Source organism: Acinetobacter sp. 1124_18A (assembly GCF_052824995.1).
Genome location: NZ_VTDF01000001.1, coordinates 864,390 through 879,783, shown reverse-complemented (window position 1 = coordinate 879,783; position 15,394 = coordinate 864,390). Strand labels below are relative to the sequence as shown.

The following is a 15,394-nucleotide window of genomic DNA, read 5'->3' as shown; positions in this document are numbered from 1 at the left end:
AGTGAAGCTTTTTATGGCCGATAACCAGTTATTTATCAGTTTCAAATAGTGCAGCAACAAATGATTTCGCCGAGAATGGTCTTAAATCATCAATTTTTTCACCAACGCCAATAAAACGAATTGGCACATGAGTACGACTTGCAATATTAAATAGCACGCCGCCTTTTGCAGTTCCATCTAACTTGGTAATTGTAATACCAGTTAAACCTACAGTCTGGTCAAACTCTTGCACTTGGTTAATCGCGTTTTGCCCTGTACCAGCATCTACCACCAACATAATTTCATGAGGTGCAGTTGCATCAATTTTTTGCATTACGCGTTTAACTTTTTTAAGTTCTTCCATCAGATTGCTTTTATTATGTAACCGACCTGCTGTATCTGCGATTAATACATCAATTCCCTTAGCACGAGCACTCTCAAAGGCATCAAAAATAACAGAGGCACTATCAGCTCCGTGACCTTGGGCTACAACAGCAATATCGTTACGCTCACCCCAGATCTGTAATTGTTCTGTTGCTGCGGCACGGAATGTATCCCCAGCAGCCAACATCACTTTTTTACCTTCACCTTGCAAACGCTTTGCTAATTTACCAATGGTTGTGGTTTTACCAACGCCATTTACCCCAACCATTAAAATCACAAAAGGCGATTTGTTAGGGTCAATATGCAAAGGTTTAACACGTGGGGCCAACAAAGCAACCAACTCTTCTTGTAGCGCTTTATATAGAGAGTGGGAATAGATCAAATCACCACGAGCTGTACGCTCTGTCAAATTGGTAATGATCGTTCTAGTTGCTTCAACACCAATGTCTGCAACCAATAATTGTTCTTCGACTTCCTCAAGTAACTCATCGTCAATCTCCTTTCCGCCGATCAAGATATTGACCATACCATCAGCGAAATTACGACGAGTTTTGGTTAAACCTTCTTTCATTCGGCCAAAAAAACCAGATTTTGGTTGTTCAACCTCGGTATCTGTAGAAGCCAATTCAACTTTGGCTACTTCAATATTTTCTTGTGATTTAACAGGAGATTCAACGATGGGAACATCGATAGCAGGTAAATTAGGTAATGTGACATCGTCATCACCGATCTCAGCATCTATCAAGAATTTATTTTGCATATTCGATTGTTGCTCCATGCGGATTCCTTGAAAAGCAGCGCGTTTAAAAAGATAAAGTTTAGCATAAATTCAAAATTTTGCCTGCCACAATAGTGCTCAAAAAGCTTTGTAAACCAAGATTTAACCTGATTCACTCATTTACTGAGTATCTTCCTGAGCGAGTGCCGGATATTGCTTAATATGAGCACCTTCAAATTGGTAAGCATGCATTAACTTTAAATACTCTGCCCGATGAATTTCCGACTGAGCTATAAGTAACTCAGCCATGTCTTGAGTTTTTGGATAAGTCGCCTGATGAGAAAGTTGTATAATTCGTTGATATTGATCCAGACTAATAGGCCGAAGTAATGCTAAATATGACAGCACAAAAATACAGCCAATGACAATAACCACAAATAGGTTAAAACATTGATCAACTTTTAACTCAGACTTTAATTTAAGAAAATTTTGTTTGAATATGAGCATGACCTACCTCGAATTAGTGTAGTGTAGGGTTCAATACTCATAAGTACAAGATCAAACATCCAGTAAGGTTAATAATCGTACCTTACTGGATAGTATGAGTATGCTTAACTTATTAGTGAACGAATGACGGAAAAGTATAAAATTGCTGCAATAATCACTAAGACTAAAAACATCGCAAAAATACTTAATCCTTCTTCTGCATCAGCTGGGTGCAATTCGTCTTCATCAGCAATTTTTCGAAGCTCCCCATCATAAACTTGATAAAACCAGCTTTTTTGGGTGGGTTCCAAATGCCCAGCAAAATCAAACACCCTTTTGCGCTGTGCAAGACAATAATCCCCTAAATGGATTTCCTGATGAAAGATCGCTTCATCTAATAATTTACGGTGATAATGGGCCAGTTCTATGATTTTTTCCTCTTTAGGAGGAGTGTCAAAAACAAAGCCGTCGATTGTATTTGTCATATTTTATTCTCCTTGTCTTTTATTCTCATATTGATTTTAATCAAAATTATTTGTGAATAATGTTTAATCATGTATCCTAATAGTGAACTAAGCGAAATGCGCAAATAGTTGACAAATCCATCAATTTGTAATATTAGTTTAATAATTCTAAGTTAAATTAATTTAAAGGCAGTGGCCTTTAGAAAAAAGTAATCATAATTACAATAAGGAGTTTTATATGATTCAACGTATCTCTCATCATGATTTAGAACATGTATACGCAACTGCAGTAAACACTATTCATTCTCAAATGAACTTTCAAGACGCAGTTACACAGTTAGAAGAAGTTGCTCGCGCTGGGCACGGTAAAGCTGCTCTATTCTTAGCAGAATTGTATTATCAAGGTTTCCGTGTTGAACGTGACTCACTTAAAGCACAATATTGGCAAAAGTTAGCCACAATGCAAGCATAAAGAGACGTCACTTAGGTGGCGTTTTTTTATGTCTGTAAAAATTTGATATAAACCAATTCACCCCTTATCTATTCTTGCGCTTCACCAAAGCTTTAGTCGCTTTGCCTTACTCAGGTGGCGTTTTTTTATGCCCGTAAAAGCCCAAAATTATCAATTTATCTAAAGCTTTACTTTACCAATTGAGACGTGGCTCAAGACGAATTTTTCTTAGCTGGGAATATTTGTTTACGATTTGATACCTGTTTAAACTGAAATGTCATCTATTTTTTCTATAATAAGCAAGACAAGTTACGAACCATTAAATTGACAATGAATAGTTTAAGCAATCTACAACCGGTTTCAAAAGACTTGATGATTAAGATTTATATTTTAAGAACCATGATGTACTGCGGAGTTCTTTGGGGATTATTTCATGAAGGCTGGGCAATTAAATCAGATCAAGAAGACTTTATTTTTCCTTTCTGGCTCAATGGATTGCAAGCTCACCGCTATGCTAAAGAACACTGGCCACATTACAAGCCGAGAAGAATTACCCCTAAGGATTTTCACGAGTCTTTATTACCAACCTTAACTCGACTCAATGTTACGCCAGCTTTGTTTAATTCTTCTCATCGTAAGTTGAAGTTATCTACACAGCAAATGCATCATTTCTTTTTCAAACATCCGCACTGGCAAGGAACCTAAAATTTTCTTTAGGTTCTTAACCATTATTATTAGAATGCTTTTTGAACGTTTGATTGTAAAACTTGTATTTGAATGACTATCAAGTCTTTGCATTTTTATAAAATCAGGCTAATTTAAAACAAAATGATAAAACACGGGACAGAAGAAATGACAATCGTTGCACAAGTAATCAAAAACAAATCAGAGCAAGATATTTTTACAATTTCTCCAGAAGCCACTGTCCTTGAAGCAATTAAGATCATGGCTGATAAAGGAATTGGTGCGTTAGTCGTAGCCGAAGGTGAAAAAGTTGTCGGAATTTTATCTGAACGTGACTACATGCGAAAAGTGACGCTGATGGAGCGTTCTTCATATAGCACTACAGTCGCTGAAATTATGACATCTAAAGTACTTACTGTAAGCCTAAACAACACGGTTGAAGAGTGTTTACAGCTCATGACAGATCGCCACTTACGTCACTTACCTGTATTAGACAATGAAAAATTAGTTGGTTTCATCTCTATTGGTGACTTAGTAAAAGCAGCAATGGAAGATCAGAAAAACTTAATTGAACAATTAAAACAGTACATCTCTGGTTAATGATTGGAAATAAAAAATGGGCCTCTATAAGAGCCCATTTTTTTCATACTAAAATTTAAAGATAATTATTAATCAAAGCGACTAAACGTTCTAATAAGTCATCAGCCTGTACTTGAGTCATATTAATAGGCGGTAAAAGGCGAACCACAGAACCTGCTGTAACGTTGATAATAAGCTTGTGTTGATCACGAGCAATAGCAACCAGTTCAGCACAGTCTTTAGGCAATTGAATACCAATCATCATACCAAAACCACGCACTTGAACATTTTTGTCTGCTAACTGTACGCGAAGTTGATCAACAATATAACGTCCTACTACTGCCGCATTTTCTACAGCATTCTCTTTTTGGATTGTATCGATTACCGTATAAACCACACGAGAACCTAATACAGTACCACCGTACGTAGAACCATGACTACCAGGTCCTAATAAACCAACAGCTTTACCCTGTGTCATTACAGCCCCTACTGGAAAGCCATTACCAAGTCCTTTCGCAGTCGTCAATACATCAGGCACAATGTTGGTGTGCTGATATGCAAAATATTTACCAGTACGTCCATTACCTGTTTGAATTTCATCTAGCATCATTAACCAATTATGCTGATTACAAATATTACGGACTTCTTCAAGATAGCTAAAGCCTTGAGGAGCGGTATTAATACCACCCTCACCTTGAATTGGCTCAATCAAAATTGCAACAATATCTGGATGTTGCAAAGCAGCTTCTTGAATTGCTTCTACATCACCAAATGGCACACGAATAAAATCATTCACCAAAGGAGCAAATCCGTCTTGTACCTTTTTATTGCCCGTTGCTGAAAGTGTTGCCAAAGTACGACCATGAAATGATTGTTCAGCCACAATAATTTTTGGCAAACGCACACCTTGTTGGGTACCAAATTTACGAGCAATCTTAATCGCACCTTCATTTGACTCAGCACCACTATTTGAAAAGAAGATTTCTTCCATACCAGAAACTTCAGCAAGCTTCTGAGCCGCGGCAGTTTGCCAAGGAATTTCAAATAGATTACTGGTATGCACAAGTGTTGCAGCTTGTTCAGCAATTGCTTCTGCAATAACTGGGTGAGCATGACCTAAACCACATACAGCAATACCAGTTAAGGCATCTAGATATTCTGTGCCATCTTCAGTATATAGATATGCCCCTCGGCCTCGTACAAAACTGATCGCTTGGCGACCATAAGTAGCCATTAAGTGTGATGGTTGATCAGGTTGTATTGGAGCTAGGGTAATATCAGTCATAACGAACTCTGTCTGCATGAGGTTTTAAGAAGAGTTTATATAAACAAAAACTGGCTCTGATGAAAAGTCTCATCAATCATTTATCTAAAATTTCGTCCGCTTTTCGCTATCACTTCGGTTTATACAATAAAATATTGAATATTCAATGCAACTTTAAGTATTCAGGTGGTTTGCAAAGCAACATAAACACCCCCTATAATGCTGCTAGATTAGTTGAGGATCTATTTATGACTGAACAAGCACGTGATACTGAAGCGTTAATCCGCGATCAAATTGCGAAGCATCCCGTTTTACTTTACATGAAAGGCACTCCACAGTTTCCACAATGTGGTTTCTCTGCACGTGCTGTAGAGGCGCTCAGTCAAATTGGTCGTCCATTTGCATATGTAAATATTCTGGAAAATCCTGATATTCGTGCAATCTTACCAGCAATTGCGAATTGGCCTACATTCCCGCAACTTTGGGTAAATGGCGAACTTATTGGCGGTAGCGATATCATGCTTGAAATGTTCCAAAATGGTGAATTAAAACCATTAGTTGAACAATATAGCGCTGCACCAGAAGCGTAAATAATAAAAAAGCCAATCAATAGATTGGCTTTTTTATACTCTCAATTTTAAAGATCGCTTACCCCAACATAGCGAAATAAACCTTCCACACCTAAATCAGATTTTAAAACAATCAAATTTTCATAAGATGTTGTCGTTAGAGCTTCAAAAATATTCATATTTGGATCTTGGTGTAACTCATCCACGCTCTGACTCATGCACTCTTCAAATCGATCTGCAACAAATTCGAATCCCAAATCCATAGCAATAAATAAAGTGTGCTCACATGGCTGAACATACTGTTCTTGTACCCAGTCAATTATCGCTTGTTTGCAAAATGGACACTCAATATTTGAAGAGGCATCGTTAAGTTCTATCAATTGATAAGGCATTAGATTTGAAAAGTAGAGAAAAATATAGTGTAGAAGAAATTGTTAAATAGTTCTATAGACAACCTATAAAGCCTCCTGAAATACATACATTCAAATTACAAGGTAATTACAATATAATTTCAAAACTCTTTCTGTCAATTAAATAATGAATTTATCTCCTACTTACAAAAAACTTAGCATAAGAATTATCGTTGCAAAAATAATGATGTAAAATCATGGTTGTTGCAGAAATAGGATATTTTAATGCTCACCGATCTTGATGATTTTTATTGTTTTGCTCTTGTTGTTGAGCATGGTGGCTTTAGTGCTGCCGAGCGTGTAACGGATATACCAAAATCAAAATTAAGTCGCCGCGTTTACAGCTTAGAGGAAAACTTGGGGGTTCGCTTAATCCAGCGTAGTTCTCGTCATTTTGCTGTTACAGATATTGGGATGGATATTTATAGACATGCTCAAGTCATGATGAATGCGGCGCAAGCTGCCCATGACTTAGTTGATCATTTAAGTATTCAACCTAGAGGTGTAGTGAAGGTTAGCGTTCCTGTTGATATTGCTCAAAATCAACTTCCAAAAATTCTGCCTGCTTTCTTAAAAAAATATCCAGAAATTCGTTTGCAACTGATGGTCAGTAACCGTCGAGTTGATGTTATTAATGAAGGGATTGATATCGCATTACGAGTTCGCTCAAAACTTGATGATGATCCAAGTTTAGTTCTTCGACAGTTTGCCCTTATAGAACAAAGCCTATTCGCAAGTCAGGCCTATTTAAATGAGTTTGGAGATATCAAAAATCCAGAGCAACTCAGTGAACACCGTATTTTAAGCTTGTCTGAAGATCATCTCGATCAACAATTCATCTTACACGGACCTGACAATCAACAGAAGAAAGTTAAAGTTAGCCCTATTGTAATGGGCACGAACATACATATGTTGGCGCAATTGGCGAGTCAGAACTGTGGTATCGCATTATTGCCAGAAAGTGCAGCAGAAGATTTCTTGAAATCTGGTCAACTTATACAAATCTTACCTGAATGGAAAGCCCCTCATGGAATATTACATGCCGTATATCCATCACGCCGAGGATTGCTACCTGCTGTTCGAGTATTTATTGATTACTTAGTAGAACATCTTTCTGAGCGTTAAAACAAAAAAGTTCGATAATTTATCGAACTTTTTTTATATTTTTAAATTGCAGGATAATTACCCACACCTTCAGGCCATGGGGTTAATAGTTCGAAGCCAGTATCTGTTACCGCAACCATATGTTCCCATTGAGCAGATAATGAATGATCTTGAGTAATGACTGTCCACCCATCATTTAACTCTTTCACTTGCGGTCTACCTGCATTCACCATTGGCTCAATGGTAAAAACCATTCCTTTCTTTAAGACCAAGCCTTGCCCGCGCTGTCCATAGTGTAAAACATTAGGTTGTTCATGATAGACCTTACCAATCCCATGTCCACAATATTCTCGAACAATACTATAGCCTTCGCGGTGAGCAACCGACTGAATAGCATAACCAATATCACCCAATGTCGCTCCTGGCTTAACAGTATGAATACCTGCAACCATCGCCTCATAAGTTGTATCAACTAATTTTTTCGCTTGTGGATTTACATTACCCACAAAATACATGCGGCTCGTATCACCAAAATAACCATCTTTAATAATTGCGACATCAATATTAATAATATCGCCATCTTTTAAAATTTTATTCGGCGATGGTATCCCATGGCAAACAACTTCATTGACTGAAGTGCATATCGTTTTTGTAAAACCGTGATATCCCACATTAGCGGGAATAACTTTTAAATTATTTACAATATAGTCATTACAAAGGTTATCTAAATATTCAGTAGATACGCCCGGTTTAATATAGGCCTCTATCATTTCTAAAACTTGCGCGGCCAAGCGTCCAGAAACTCTTAATTTTTCCAGATCTTGTTCAGTTTTAATGGTAACAGTAGAAGCTCTCATTCAATTCTATCCTCGCAGACAAGAAACATGCCCGTCCCTACAAAACCTAAGGTAATTCAAAATATTTTAGGATGAATATAAGTCAGACCAAAAGCCTAAAATGCTTAAATATTCAGCATTCACAATAAAAATTTATGTTTTTATTCTTACATATTTTTTATGAAAAGTCAGAACTTAAAAAGAAGTTCTTTTAGCCTTTTAATGGCTTTTCAAGTACATACTTTAACCAAACAAACGCTTATAACTCTATATATTGTTTTAACCACCCGAAAAAAAGCTTTTTCACATAAATTAGCGCTTGATCATGATTACTTTTGCTCTAAAATTCCTTCTTTTTTATTAAATTTAATTTATGCAACATCTTCGCACTGGAGATATTATTGCCTTAGGTTTTATGACCTTCGCCCTTTTTATTGGGGCTGGCAATATTATCTTTCCTCCCATCGTCGCTCAACAAGCTGGTGATCATGTATGGCTAGCTGCAATGGGCTTTTTGATTACTGCTGTTGGTTTACCCGTAATTACTATTATGGCACTCTCTCGTATGCAGGGTTCCATTGAAATTATTAGCTCCCCCTTAGGTCGAGTAGCAAGTCTGATTTTAACTGTGGTTTGTTATTTATCAGTCGGCCCTCTATTCGCTACGCCACGTACAGCTACAGTTTCTTATGAGATTGGTTTTTCTTCTTATTTTGGAACCTCAAGTAGCAGTCTTTTAATCTATAGCGCAATTTATTTTTCATTTGTAACTATAGTTTCACTTTATCCAAACAAGTTATTGGACACAGTTGGACATGTGCTTGCCCCGCTAAAAATTATTGCGTTAGCAATTTTAGGCATTGCAGCAGTCATGATACCTTCTGGTTACGTACCTGCTCCAATTAACCATTACGTTGCATCTCCAGTTTCTGAAGGTTTCGTAAATGGTTATCTCACTATGGACACGTTAGGCGCACTAGTATTTGGTATCGTTATTATTCAAGCGATCTACTCACGTGGTGTAACTGATAAAAAGTTAGTGACCAAATATGCAATTATTGCCAGCCTCATTTCAGGTGCCGGTCTTACTTTAGTCTATTTGAGCTTGTTCAAATTAGGTCTAGGTAGCCATGAAGTAGCACCAAATGCAGCAAATGGTGCAGTAATTTTACATGCATATGTTCAGCATGCTTTTGGAAATATGGGTTCATTATTCTTAACTGGACTAATTTTTCTAGCGTGTATGGTTACAGCAATTGGCTTAACTTGTGCGTGTGGTGAGTACTTTGCTCAGTTAACGAAATTACCATACAAGCTTTTAGTATTTATTTTAGTTGGTTTCTCTTTCATTATTTCGAATCTTGGATTAACTAAACTGATTGCTATTTCAGTACCTGTCTTAAGTGCAATCTATCCACCAGCAATTGTGGTGATTATGCTGAGCTTCTTCTGGAAATTTTGGCATAAACCTTCTTTTATTGTCGGTTCAGTAACGAGTATTGCTTTAATTTTCGGTATTATTGATGGACTTAAAGTTGCAGGTTTCGGTGATTATTTACCTGAATTTCTTCAACATTTACCATTAAATGAACAAAACTTAGCTTGGTTGATCCCATCTTTAGTTGTTCTTGCAATTACCGTAATTATCGACAAAGTTAAATTCAAAAATATTTAATCTAGTGGCTTTTTTGAAATCGAGTTTTATCCAAACATGATTTTATATATTGAATAGAATGCTGTGTTTACCCAACCAGCATTTTATTTCCACACTAGTTTTTAATGACAAATCAACAATAGAAATAATCAATTTTTACTGTAAAATTACACTAAAATAATTTTTAGCTTACTCAGGAAAGAAGAGCAACAATGAAAACTAAATATTACTTAACATTAGCAGATGCAGAGTTTTTAATGGAAGAAGCTCAAAAATATGCAATTGAACACAACTTTAAAGTAAGCATTGCTATTGTTGATGAAACAAGCTCCTTATTACTCATGAAACGTTTAGATGGCGCCTCTCCTTTAAGTTCACACTTATGTTTAGAAAAAGCAAAATGCTCTTCAATATCAGGTAGACCGTCAAAATTTTATGAAGAACTTCTGCAAAGTGGCCGTCTTGGTTTCTTAAGTATGCCTAGCGCTCAAGGCATGTTAGAAGGTGGAAAACCAATTATTCACGAAGGTGAAATTTTAGGTGCTATTGGTGTATCGGGTGTTCAATCTTTTGAAGATGCAGAAATTGCTCAACATGCAATTGATACCTTTTTTAAAAAGCAAAATAGCTAAGATAAATTGATAGGAAAGAAAAATTAATCTACTTTTCACTTAAATAGTTTCTCTTTCCAAAAGAAATAAGTATTTCCTACAAAAATATTTAATATTTACTTTTTTAATACCTTAAGCTTTTATAAATACAGAAGTTTTTATAAAACTGCTTAAAAAATTTTCTATTCGCTATTGAATTGAATTAAAAATAGCAGTACAACATTAAGCTTAAAACTTATTCTTGACTAAAACATTAGGTTTTAGCGCAACCACAAGGAGGGATGGAGATGTTATCAATACATTTCAACAAACAAGTCTTCATTAACACTCTGAACAGCAAAGATTCAGTTGTTTATGGAGTGACACCGCTTGCTCTTATGCTGACTTTACTGTTTCAAGGTATGATTAAAGGAAATCTAAAACCCGAATACTTTATGTATGCGATGGTGGTTTCTTTCATATTTTGTCTGTGGGCTTTTGTCGATCATAAGATGCGAAAATTAGCCAAGCGACGTCTTAGTCAACAATAATTGTAAGATTTAAAAAAAATGGATGAGCCATCATCCATTTTATATACCCAGAAATAAAAAAATTGTTCCAATAACCAAAATAGCTGTAGCCAATAATTCAGTCATAATTAATCCCACCATCATTAAAGACATCATCCACGCTGGTAAATTAAATCTGCCCAACCGATGTGGCGTTTTGAATTGATTTGTCGTGTCTTGTAAACATCCATGTATTATATAAACCAATATTGAAAAGCTAAAAAAGAAAATATTAGCTAACACACACCACAAAGCAATATTTTCATTTAAAACAGTAAAATAGCTCAGTGCAGCAAGAATTAGGCTGGCAGCCGCATAAAGTAAACTACTGCGATGAGCGATATCAACATAATAGTGGGCACGATGTAACTCTGAACGGCGTATTTGCCAATATTTCCACACCCCAGTGAACATTCCTATCCATAAAAATATGCCACTAAACACAATCGCTAACTGTACAGCTTTCGGTAAATCCATCTTTTTCCCAATTATTCGTTTTATTAAAATTTAATGAGCTGTATAGCATAAATCTTGACTTTATAGTCACACTTTAATCAAGTATCATTTTAGAACTCATGTAAATTAAATTCATTAATAAGCTAATCATTACGTAATATTATGGATAACACTTTTGAATCATTTTGGATGACCTGCGAAGACGGTTATCAACTTGCTGCACAATTTTATCCAACTCAATCAAAAAAGTCGGCAAATCCCGTTTTGATCTGTCCAGCTACAGGTATTACTAAAAACTTTTATCACCCCTTTGCCACATGGTTAAGCCAACAAGGTTATGAAGTATTAAGCTTTGATTTCCGTGGAATTGGAGATTCATTGCATGGGCCATTAAAGCAAAGTACAGCAAGTATTAATGATTGGGGAACGCTTGATATTCCTTGTGCAATTGATGCCTTATTAGAAAAAACTCAAGCAGAAAAAGTTACTCTTCTTGGCCATAGTGCGGGTGGGCAACTATTAGGGATTGTGCCAAATTTTCATAAAGTAGCAAAAGTTGTTGCGGTAGCAGGTTCTACAGGCCATGTAAAAGGACTCAAAGGTAAAACCAAGTTTCTGGCCCCTGTTATGTTTAACGTTATCTTCCCAATTTCTAGTACGTTAAAAGGTTATGGTGCTACTCAATTTATTGGAATGGGTGAAAACTTACCTAAAAAAGTCGCACAACAATGGCGAGAATTTTGCAGTCATCCAGGCTATGTGAAAAATGCGATTGGTAAAACTATCTTTCATGACTTTCACACTGAAATTATCTGCCCTATTACTTCTATTTGGGCAAGTGACGATGAAATTGCCACTCAACACAACGTTGCAGATTTATTAAATTTATATCCGAATGCATCTACTAAAATGTTAGAACTGAACCCGACAAAACTCGGCTATAAATCAATTGGGCACATGTTAATGTTTAAAAAATCACATCAAAAGCTGTGGTCACTCTTAGAGCAAGAAATTCAATAGCAACCTAAATTCTATCATTTAGTTTTTGCCTCTATGCCCGTAATCCGGTGTAGAGGTTTTTTTATTAATACTCCCCCTTTTTATAAAATCACTTTATTAAATTTATAGTTAATATAAAAATTAAAATATATTAAGTCGTGATTCCTTTGTATTTTTAATAAGCATTATTTACGTAAATACGTCGATATAAACTTAAAGTTCTGCTATGGTAATTTGTCTGAAGCTGTTGTTTAAAAACGGGTAAATCAACCTATTTTAATACAAACAGCTTCTTTTTTTCTGTTTTAGTTAAAACCTAAGAAATTGTTCAAGGATAAGTATGCTAGCACTCGAGCCTCGACATATTCATATGAATCAACATGCTGTTGATAAAAAGCATGCATTACAGTGTCTAGTAGATATTTTAGTAAAAGATGGGTTAGTTACACCTGAATATGTAACAGGGCTCATCAATCGCGAACAACAAAGCGCCACCTATTTAGGCCAAGGAATTGCTATTCCACATGGCACTCCACAATCTCGTGAATTTATTTTAGAGACAGGTATTCGGTTAGCTCACTTCCCTGAAGGAATAATATGGGATGGGGAAAACACGATTTATTTAGCTGTTGTTATTGCAGCAAAATCTGATGAACATTTACAAGTACTACAAATATTAACTAGAGCGTTAATGCAGGATGTAAGTGAACAAGTAAAAAATGCGACTCAACCTGAGCAAATTATTGAAATCTTACAAGCTCAGCCCTTATCTTTAACTCTGCACGAAAATTTAATTCAAACTGAAATTGAATCTCAAGATATTGAAGACTTATTGTGGTCAGCCTCTCAAATTCTAAAAAAACATAATTTCGTAAAATGTGGTTTTTTAAGCTCACTTGAGCCAGATCAAGTTATCCAGTTACAAGACCAGATCTGGTCTATTTCTAGCAGTAAGTTTGTTCAACAACCAGCAATCAGTATCGTAAAACCACGCCATGCTTTAGATGTAAATGGACAAAAACTAAATACTCTCGTCTGTATTGCTGCCAATGAGCAGTTAGATAGCCAAAGATTTAATCGACTGATTGATATTTTATTTAACCCAGAACAAGTCGCACAGCTAGATCAAACACAAACACCAAATGAGATTGCTAAAATTATTGGTGCAGATGTTATTCCAGATTGGCCTCATCGCTCGGTTGTACTCGCGAATGCACATGGATTACATGCTCGACCAGCGACTCATTTGGTGAACTTAACTAAAAGTTTTCAAGGTGATATTCAGGTCGCGGTGGACGATGGTAATTTTGTTTCTGCTAAAAGTTTGACGCGCCTCTTGGCTTTAGGATGTAAACGTGGCCAGACTTTACGTTTTATTGCCGAGCCAGAAACAGATGCTGTTGAAGCTTTAGATAAAGTTATTCAGGCCGTGCAACAAGGCTTAGGAGAAGAAGTTGAACCAATTCAATCTTCAGATACCCAAGAAGCTCAATCGCTTCAAACAGTAAAGTCATTGCCGAAAACATTGAGTACAAATACAGGTATTCCAGCTTCTAGTGGTCTAGCTTTTGGCCCAGTACATGTTATTAAACCTAAGGTTTATCAATATGAACGTATGGGTTTAAGCGTTAAAGCAGAAAAAGAGAAACTTGATATTGCTCTTCACGCAGTTAAAAACAATATTCACCAAGTTATTGCAAAATCTGAAGCAAAGGAAATTAAGCAAATTTTCCAAGCACATTTGGAAATGCTAGACGACCCAGATCTTATTAATGGTGTTTATCAAAAGATTAACTTAAACCTTTCTGCTCCTGCTGCTTGGCATGAACATATTGAAGCAGCAGCTAAAGAGCAAGCAGCTTTACCAGATCGTTTACTCGCTGAGCGTGCTACAGACTTACGTGATATTGGCGATCGGGTTTTAGCTCAACTCTGTGGCGAAGTTATCATCGAAGAGCCTAAAGAGCCTTATATTTTGATCATGTATGATGTTGGCCCAAGTGATGTGGCTCGCCTTAATAAAGATCGAGTTGCTGGTATTTTGACAGCTGTTGGTGGTGCAAGTGCACATAGCGCTATTGTTGCTCGTGCTTTAGGTATTCCTGCAATTGTTGGCGCTGGTGATCAAGTACTAGATATTGAACAAAAGAGCTCTCTTTTAATTAATGGAGATACAGGAACTTTTGTATTAAACCCTAATATTCAGCAAATCGAGCAAGCCAAACAAGAACGAGAGCTTCAACAAAAAATTCGTGAAGAGGCTGAACGTCACAGCCAAGAACCTGCGATTACCCTAGATCAACATCAAATCGAAGTTGCTGCCAATTTAGGAAAAGTTCAAGCTACAGCCCATGCAGTAGAATGTGGTGCCGAAGCAATCGGACTACTAAGAACCGAACTCGTTTTTATGGCTCATAGTAGTGCTCCAAATGAAGCTACCCAAGAAGCAGATTATCGTGTTGTGCTAGATGCCCTTGCTGGTCGCCCTCTTGTAGTACGTACTTTAGATGTAGGTGGGGACAAACCACTTCCTTACCTTCCAATTGCTGAAGAAGAAAATCCATTTTTAGGTCTAAGAGGTATTCGCTTGACACTAAGACAGCCAGAGCTGTTACGTCAACAACTTACCGCTTTGCTTAAAGCCGCAGATGATCGTCCTTTACGAATCATGTTTCCAATGATTGGCCGTGTAGAAGAATGGCGTGCAGCAAAGACAATTCTTGATGAAGTTAAAGCTATACATCCATGCGCCAACTTACAAGTTGGTATTATGATAGAAGTTCCTTCTGCTGCTTTACTTGCTCCTATTCTTGCTCAAGAAGTGGACTTTTTCAGTATAGGAACAAATGACTTAACCCAATATACTTTAGCTATTGACCGTGGCCACCCTATCCTCTCGGCTGAAGCAGATGGCCTCCACCCAAGTATTTTGCAATTGATTGATCACACTGTAAAAGCTGCACACAAACATGGCAAATGGGTAGGCATATGCGGAGAACTCGCAGCTGATCCAAAAGCTGTACCGATTCTTATGGGATTAGGCGTAGATGAGCTCAGCATGTCTCCAAATAGTATTCCTTTAGTAAAAGCCCAAATTCGTACACTTAACTACAGCCAAGCTCAATCGCTTGCAAAACGCGCACTAGAATGTGAGAGCGCTACTGCTGTACGTCAGTTATCCGAACAAGAAATCTAAAG

17 protein-coding genes are annotated in these 15,394 nt (G+C 36.8%); 10 read left to right on the top strand and 7 right to left on the bottom strand.

The genetic code is table 11. The annotated features are described in order from the left end of the window. Positions 1-28: 28 nt before the first annotated feature. From ftsY to FY048_RS04295, 3 genes are all read right to left on the bottom strand, one after another. The gene (gene ftsY / locus FY048_RS04305) at positions 29-1,141 is read right to left on the bottom strand and encodes a signal recognition particle-docking protein FtsY (RefSeq protein WP_016137921.1); all 1,113 of its coding nucleotides are present in this window, start codon (positions 1,139-1,141) and stop codon (positions 29-31) included. A 120-nt stretch (positions 1,142-1,261) separates the two neighbouring features. Continuing rightward, positions 1,262-1,588 (bottom strand): hypothetical protein, encoded by a 327-nt coding sequence (locus FY048_RS04300; RefSeq protein ID WP_446090250.1) that lies wholly within the window; start codon positions 1,586-1,588, stop codon positions 1,262-1,264. Between the two features lie 104 nt (positions 1,589-1,692). Continuing rightward, entirely contained in the window at positions 1,693-2,052 is a 360-nt protein-coding gene (locus tag FY048_RS04295; RefSeq protein ID WP_446090249.1) for a hypothetical protein, read from the bottom strand. 217 nt (positions 2,053-2,269) lie between these two features. Here FY048_RS04295 and FY048_RS04290 point away from each other — a divergent pair, with 217 nt between their 5' ends. The 3 genes from FY048_RS04290 (at position 2,270) to FY048_RS04280 (ending at position 3,766) form a co-directional block, all read left to right on the top strand. Then, positions 2,270-2,503, top strand: coding sequence for a hypothetical protein (locus tag FY048_RS04290; protein ID WP_003652111.1), 234 nt, complete (start codon positions 2,270-2,272; stop codon positions 2,501-2,503). Between the two features lie 309 nt (positions 2,504-2,812). After that, positions 2,813-3,187 carry a DUF2750 domain-containing protein gene (locus FY048_RS04285; RefSeq protein ID WP_446090248.1) on the top strand — a complete coding sequence of 125 codons (375 nt, stop codon included), beginning with the start codon at positions 2,813-2,815 and terminating at the stop codon, positions 3,185-3,187. Positions 3,188-3,334: 147 nt separating this feature from the next. Next, positions 3,335-3,766, top strand: coding sequence for a CBS domain-containing protein (locus FY048_RS04280; protein WP_016137918.1), 432 nt, complete (start codon positions 3,335-3,337; stop codon positions 3,764-3,766). 55 nt (positions 3,767-3,821) lie between these two features. Here the strand turns inward: FY048_RS04280 and FY048_RS04275 are convergent, their stop codons facing one another. Beyond that, positions 3,822-5,030, bottom strand: a complete 1,209-nt coding sequence (locus tag FY048_RS04275; protein WP_446090247.1) for an acetylornithine/succinylornithine family transaminase — start codon at positions 5,028-5,030, stop codon at positions 3,822-3,824. Positions 5,031-5,257: 227 nt separating this feature from the next. Between FY048_RS04275 and grxD the strand changes: the two genes are divergently transcribed. Next, positions 5,258-5,599 carry a Grx4 family monothiol glutaredoxin gene (grxD, locus tag FY048_RS04270; RefSeq protein WP_004643080.1) on the top strand — a complete coding sequence of 114 codons (342 nt, stop codon included), beginning with the start codon at positions 5,258-5,260 and terminating at the stop codon, positions 5,597-5,599. A 47-nt stretch (positions 5,600-5,646) separates the two neighbouring features. On the opposite strand, the gene FY048_RS04265 is transcribed toward grxD, so the two are convergent. Beyond that, positions 5,647-5,970: a hypothetical protein gene (locus FY048_RS04265; RefSeq protein WP_446090246.1), complete on the bottom strand. Its 324-nt coding sequence runs from the start codon at positions 5,968-5,970 to the stop codon at positions 5,647-5,649. 243 nt (positions 5,971-6,213) lie between these two features. On the opposite strand from FY048_RS04265, the gene FY048_RS04260 reads away from it, so the two are divergent. Further along, the gene (locus FY048_RS04260; RefSeq protein ID WP_016137915.1) at positions 6,214-7,113 is read left to right on the top strand and encodes a LysR family transcriptional regulator; all 900 of its coding nucleotides are present in this window, start codon (positions 6,214-6,216) and stop codon (positions 7,111-7,113) included. A 41-nt stretch (positions 7,114-7,154) separates the two neighbouring features. Here FY048_RS04260 and map read toward each other — a convergent pair whose 3' ends face one another. Continuing rightward, a complete protein-coding gene (gene map / locus FY048_RS04255) occupies positions 7,155-7,949 on the bottom strand; it encodes a type I methionyl aminopeptidase (RefSeq protein WP_009392682.1) in 795 nt (264 codons plus the stop codon). 352 nt (positions 7,950-8,301) lie between these two features. Here map and brnQ point away from each other — a divergent pair, with 352 nt between their 5' ends. From brnQ to FY048_RS04240, 3 genes are all read left to right on the top strand, one after another. Further along, positions 8,302-9,603, top strand: a complete 1,302-nt coding sequence (gene brnQ, locus FY048_RS04250) for a branched-chain amino acid transport system II carrier protein (RefSeq protein WP_446090245.1) — start codon at positions 8,302-8,304, stop codon at positions 9,601-9,603. Between the two features lie 191 nt (positions 9,604-9,794). Further along, on the top strand, positions 9,795-10,214 hold the full coding sequence (locus FY048_RS04245) for a GlcG/HbpS family heme-binding protein (RefSeq protein WP_009392680.1): 420 nt from the start codon (positions 9,795-9,797) through the stop codon (positions 10,212-10,214). A gap of 266 nt (positions 10,215-10,480) precedes the next feature. After that, positions 10,481-10,723: a hypothetical protein gene (locus FY048_RS04240; protein ID WP_016137912.1), complete on the top strand. Its 243-nt coding sequence runs from the start codon at positions 10,481-10,483 to the stop codon at positions 10,721-10,723. A gap of 39 nt (positions 10,724-10,762) precedes the next feature. On the opposite strand, the gene FY048_RS04235 is transcribed toward FY048_RS04240, so the two are convergent. After that, positions 10,763-11,218, bottom strand: a complete 456-nt coding sequence (locus tag FY048_RS04235) for a hypothetical protein (RefSeq protein WP_446090244.1) — start codon at positions 11,216-11,218, stop codon at positions 10,763-10,765. Between the two features lie 141 nt (positions 11,219-11,359). On the opposite strand from FY048_RS04235, the gene FY048_RS04230 reads away from it, so the two are divergent. Together FY048_RS04230 and ptsP are read left to right on the top strand one after the other, a co-directional pair. Continuing rightward, positions 11,360-12,217 (top strand): alpha/beta hydrolase family protein, encoded by an 858-nt coding sequence (locus tag FY048_RS04230; protein ID WP_446090243.1) that lies wholly within the window; start codon positions 11,360-11,362, stop codon positions 12,215-12,217. 319 nt (positions 12,218-12,536) lie between these two features. Then, entirely contained in the window at positions 12,537-15,392 is a 2,856-nt protein-coding gene (gene ptsP, locus FY048_RS04225; protein WP_446090242.1) for a phosphoenolpyruvate--protein phosphotransferase, read from the top strand. Positions 15,393-15,394: the final 2 nt, after the last annotated feature.

Bases quoted from the DNA above. Each gene is read 5' to 3' on its own strand.
- ftsY (WP_016137921.1), bottom strand. From the start codon at position 1,141: ATGGAGCAACAATCGAATATGCAAAATAAATTCTTGATAGATGCTGAG.
- FY048_RS04300 (WP_446090250.1), bottom strand. From the start codon at position 1,588: ATGCTCATATTCAAACAAAATTTTCTTAAATTAAAGTCTGAGTTAAAA.
- FY048_RS04295 (WP_446090249.1), bottom strand. From the start codon at position 2,052: ATGACAAATACAATCGACGGCTTTGTTTTTGACACTCCTCCTAAAGAG.
- FY048_RS04290 (WP_003652111.1), top strand. From the start codon at position 2,270: ATGATTCAACGTATCTCTCATCATGATTTAGAACATGTATACGCAACT.
- FY048_RS04285 (WP_446090248.1), top strand. From the start codon at position 2,813: ATGAATAGTTTAAGCAATCTACAACCGGTTTCAAAAGACTTGATGATT.
- FY048_RS04280 (WP_016137918.1), top strand. From the start codon at position 3,335: ATGACAATCGTTGCACAAGTAATCAAAAACAAATCAGAGCAAGATATT.
- FY048_RS04275 (WP_446090247.1), bottom strand. From the start codon at position 5,030: ATGACTGATATTACCCTAGCTCCAATACAACCTGATCAACCATCACAC.
- grxD (WP_004643080.1), top strand. From the start codon at position 5,258: ATGACTGAACAAGCACGTGATACTGAAGCGTTAATCCGCGATCAAATT.
- FY048_RS04265 (WP_446090246.1), bottom strand. From the start codon at position 5,970: ATGCCTTATCAATTGATAGAACTTAACGATGCCTCTTCAAATATTGAG.
- FY048_RS04260 (WP_016137915.1), top strand. From the start codon at position 6,214: ATGCTCACCGATCTTGATGATTTTTATTGTTTTGCTCTTGTTGTTGAG.
- map (WP_009392682.1), bottom strand. From the start codon at position 7,949: ATGAGAGCTTCTACTGTTACCATTAAAACTGAACAAGATCTGGAAAAA.
- brnQ (WP_446090245.1), top strand. From the start codon at position 8,302: ATGCAACATCTTCGCACTGGAGATATTATTGCCTTAGGTTTTATGACC.
- FY048_RS04245 (WP_009392680.1), top strand. From the start codon at position 9,795: ATGAAAACTAAATATTACTTAACATTAGCAGATGCAGAGTTTTTAATG.
- FY048_RS04240 (WP_016137912.1), top strand. From the start codon at position 10,481: ATGTTATCAATACATTTCAACAAACAAGTCTTCATTAACACTCTGAAC.
- FY048_RS04235 (WP_446090244.1), bottom strand. From the start codon at position 11,218: ATGGATTTACCGAAAGCTGTACAGTTAGCGATTGTGTTTAGTGGCATA.
- FY048_RS04230 (WP_446090243.1), top strand. From the start codon at position 11,360: ATGGATAACACTTTTGAATCATTTTGGATGACCTGCGAAGACGGTTAT.
- ptsP (WP_446090242.1), top strand. From the start codon at position 12,537: ATGCTAGCACTCGAGCCTCGACATATTCATATGAATCAACATGCTGTT.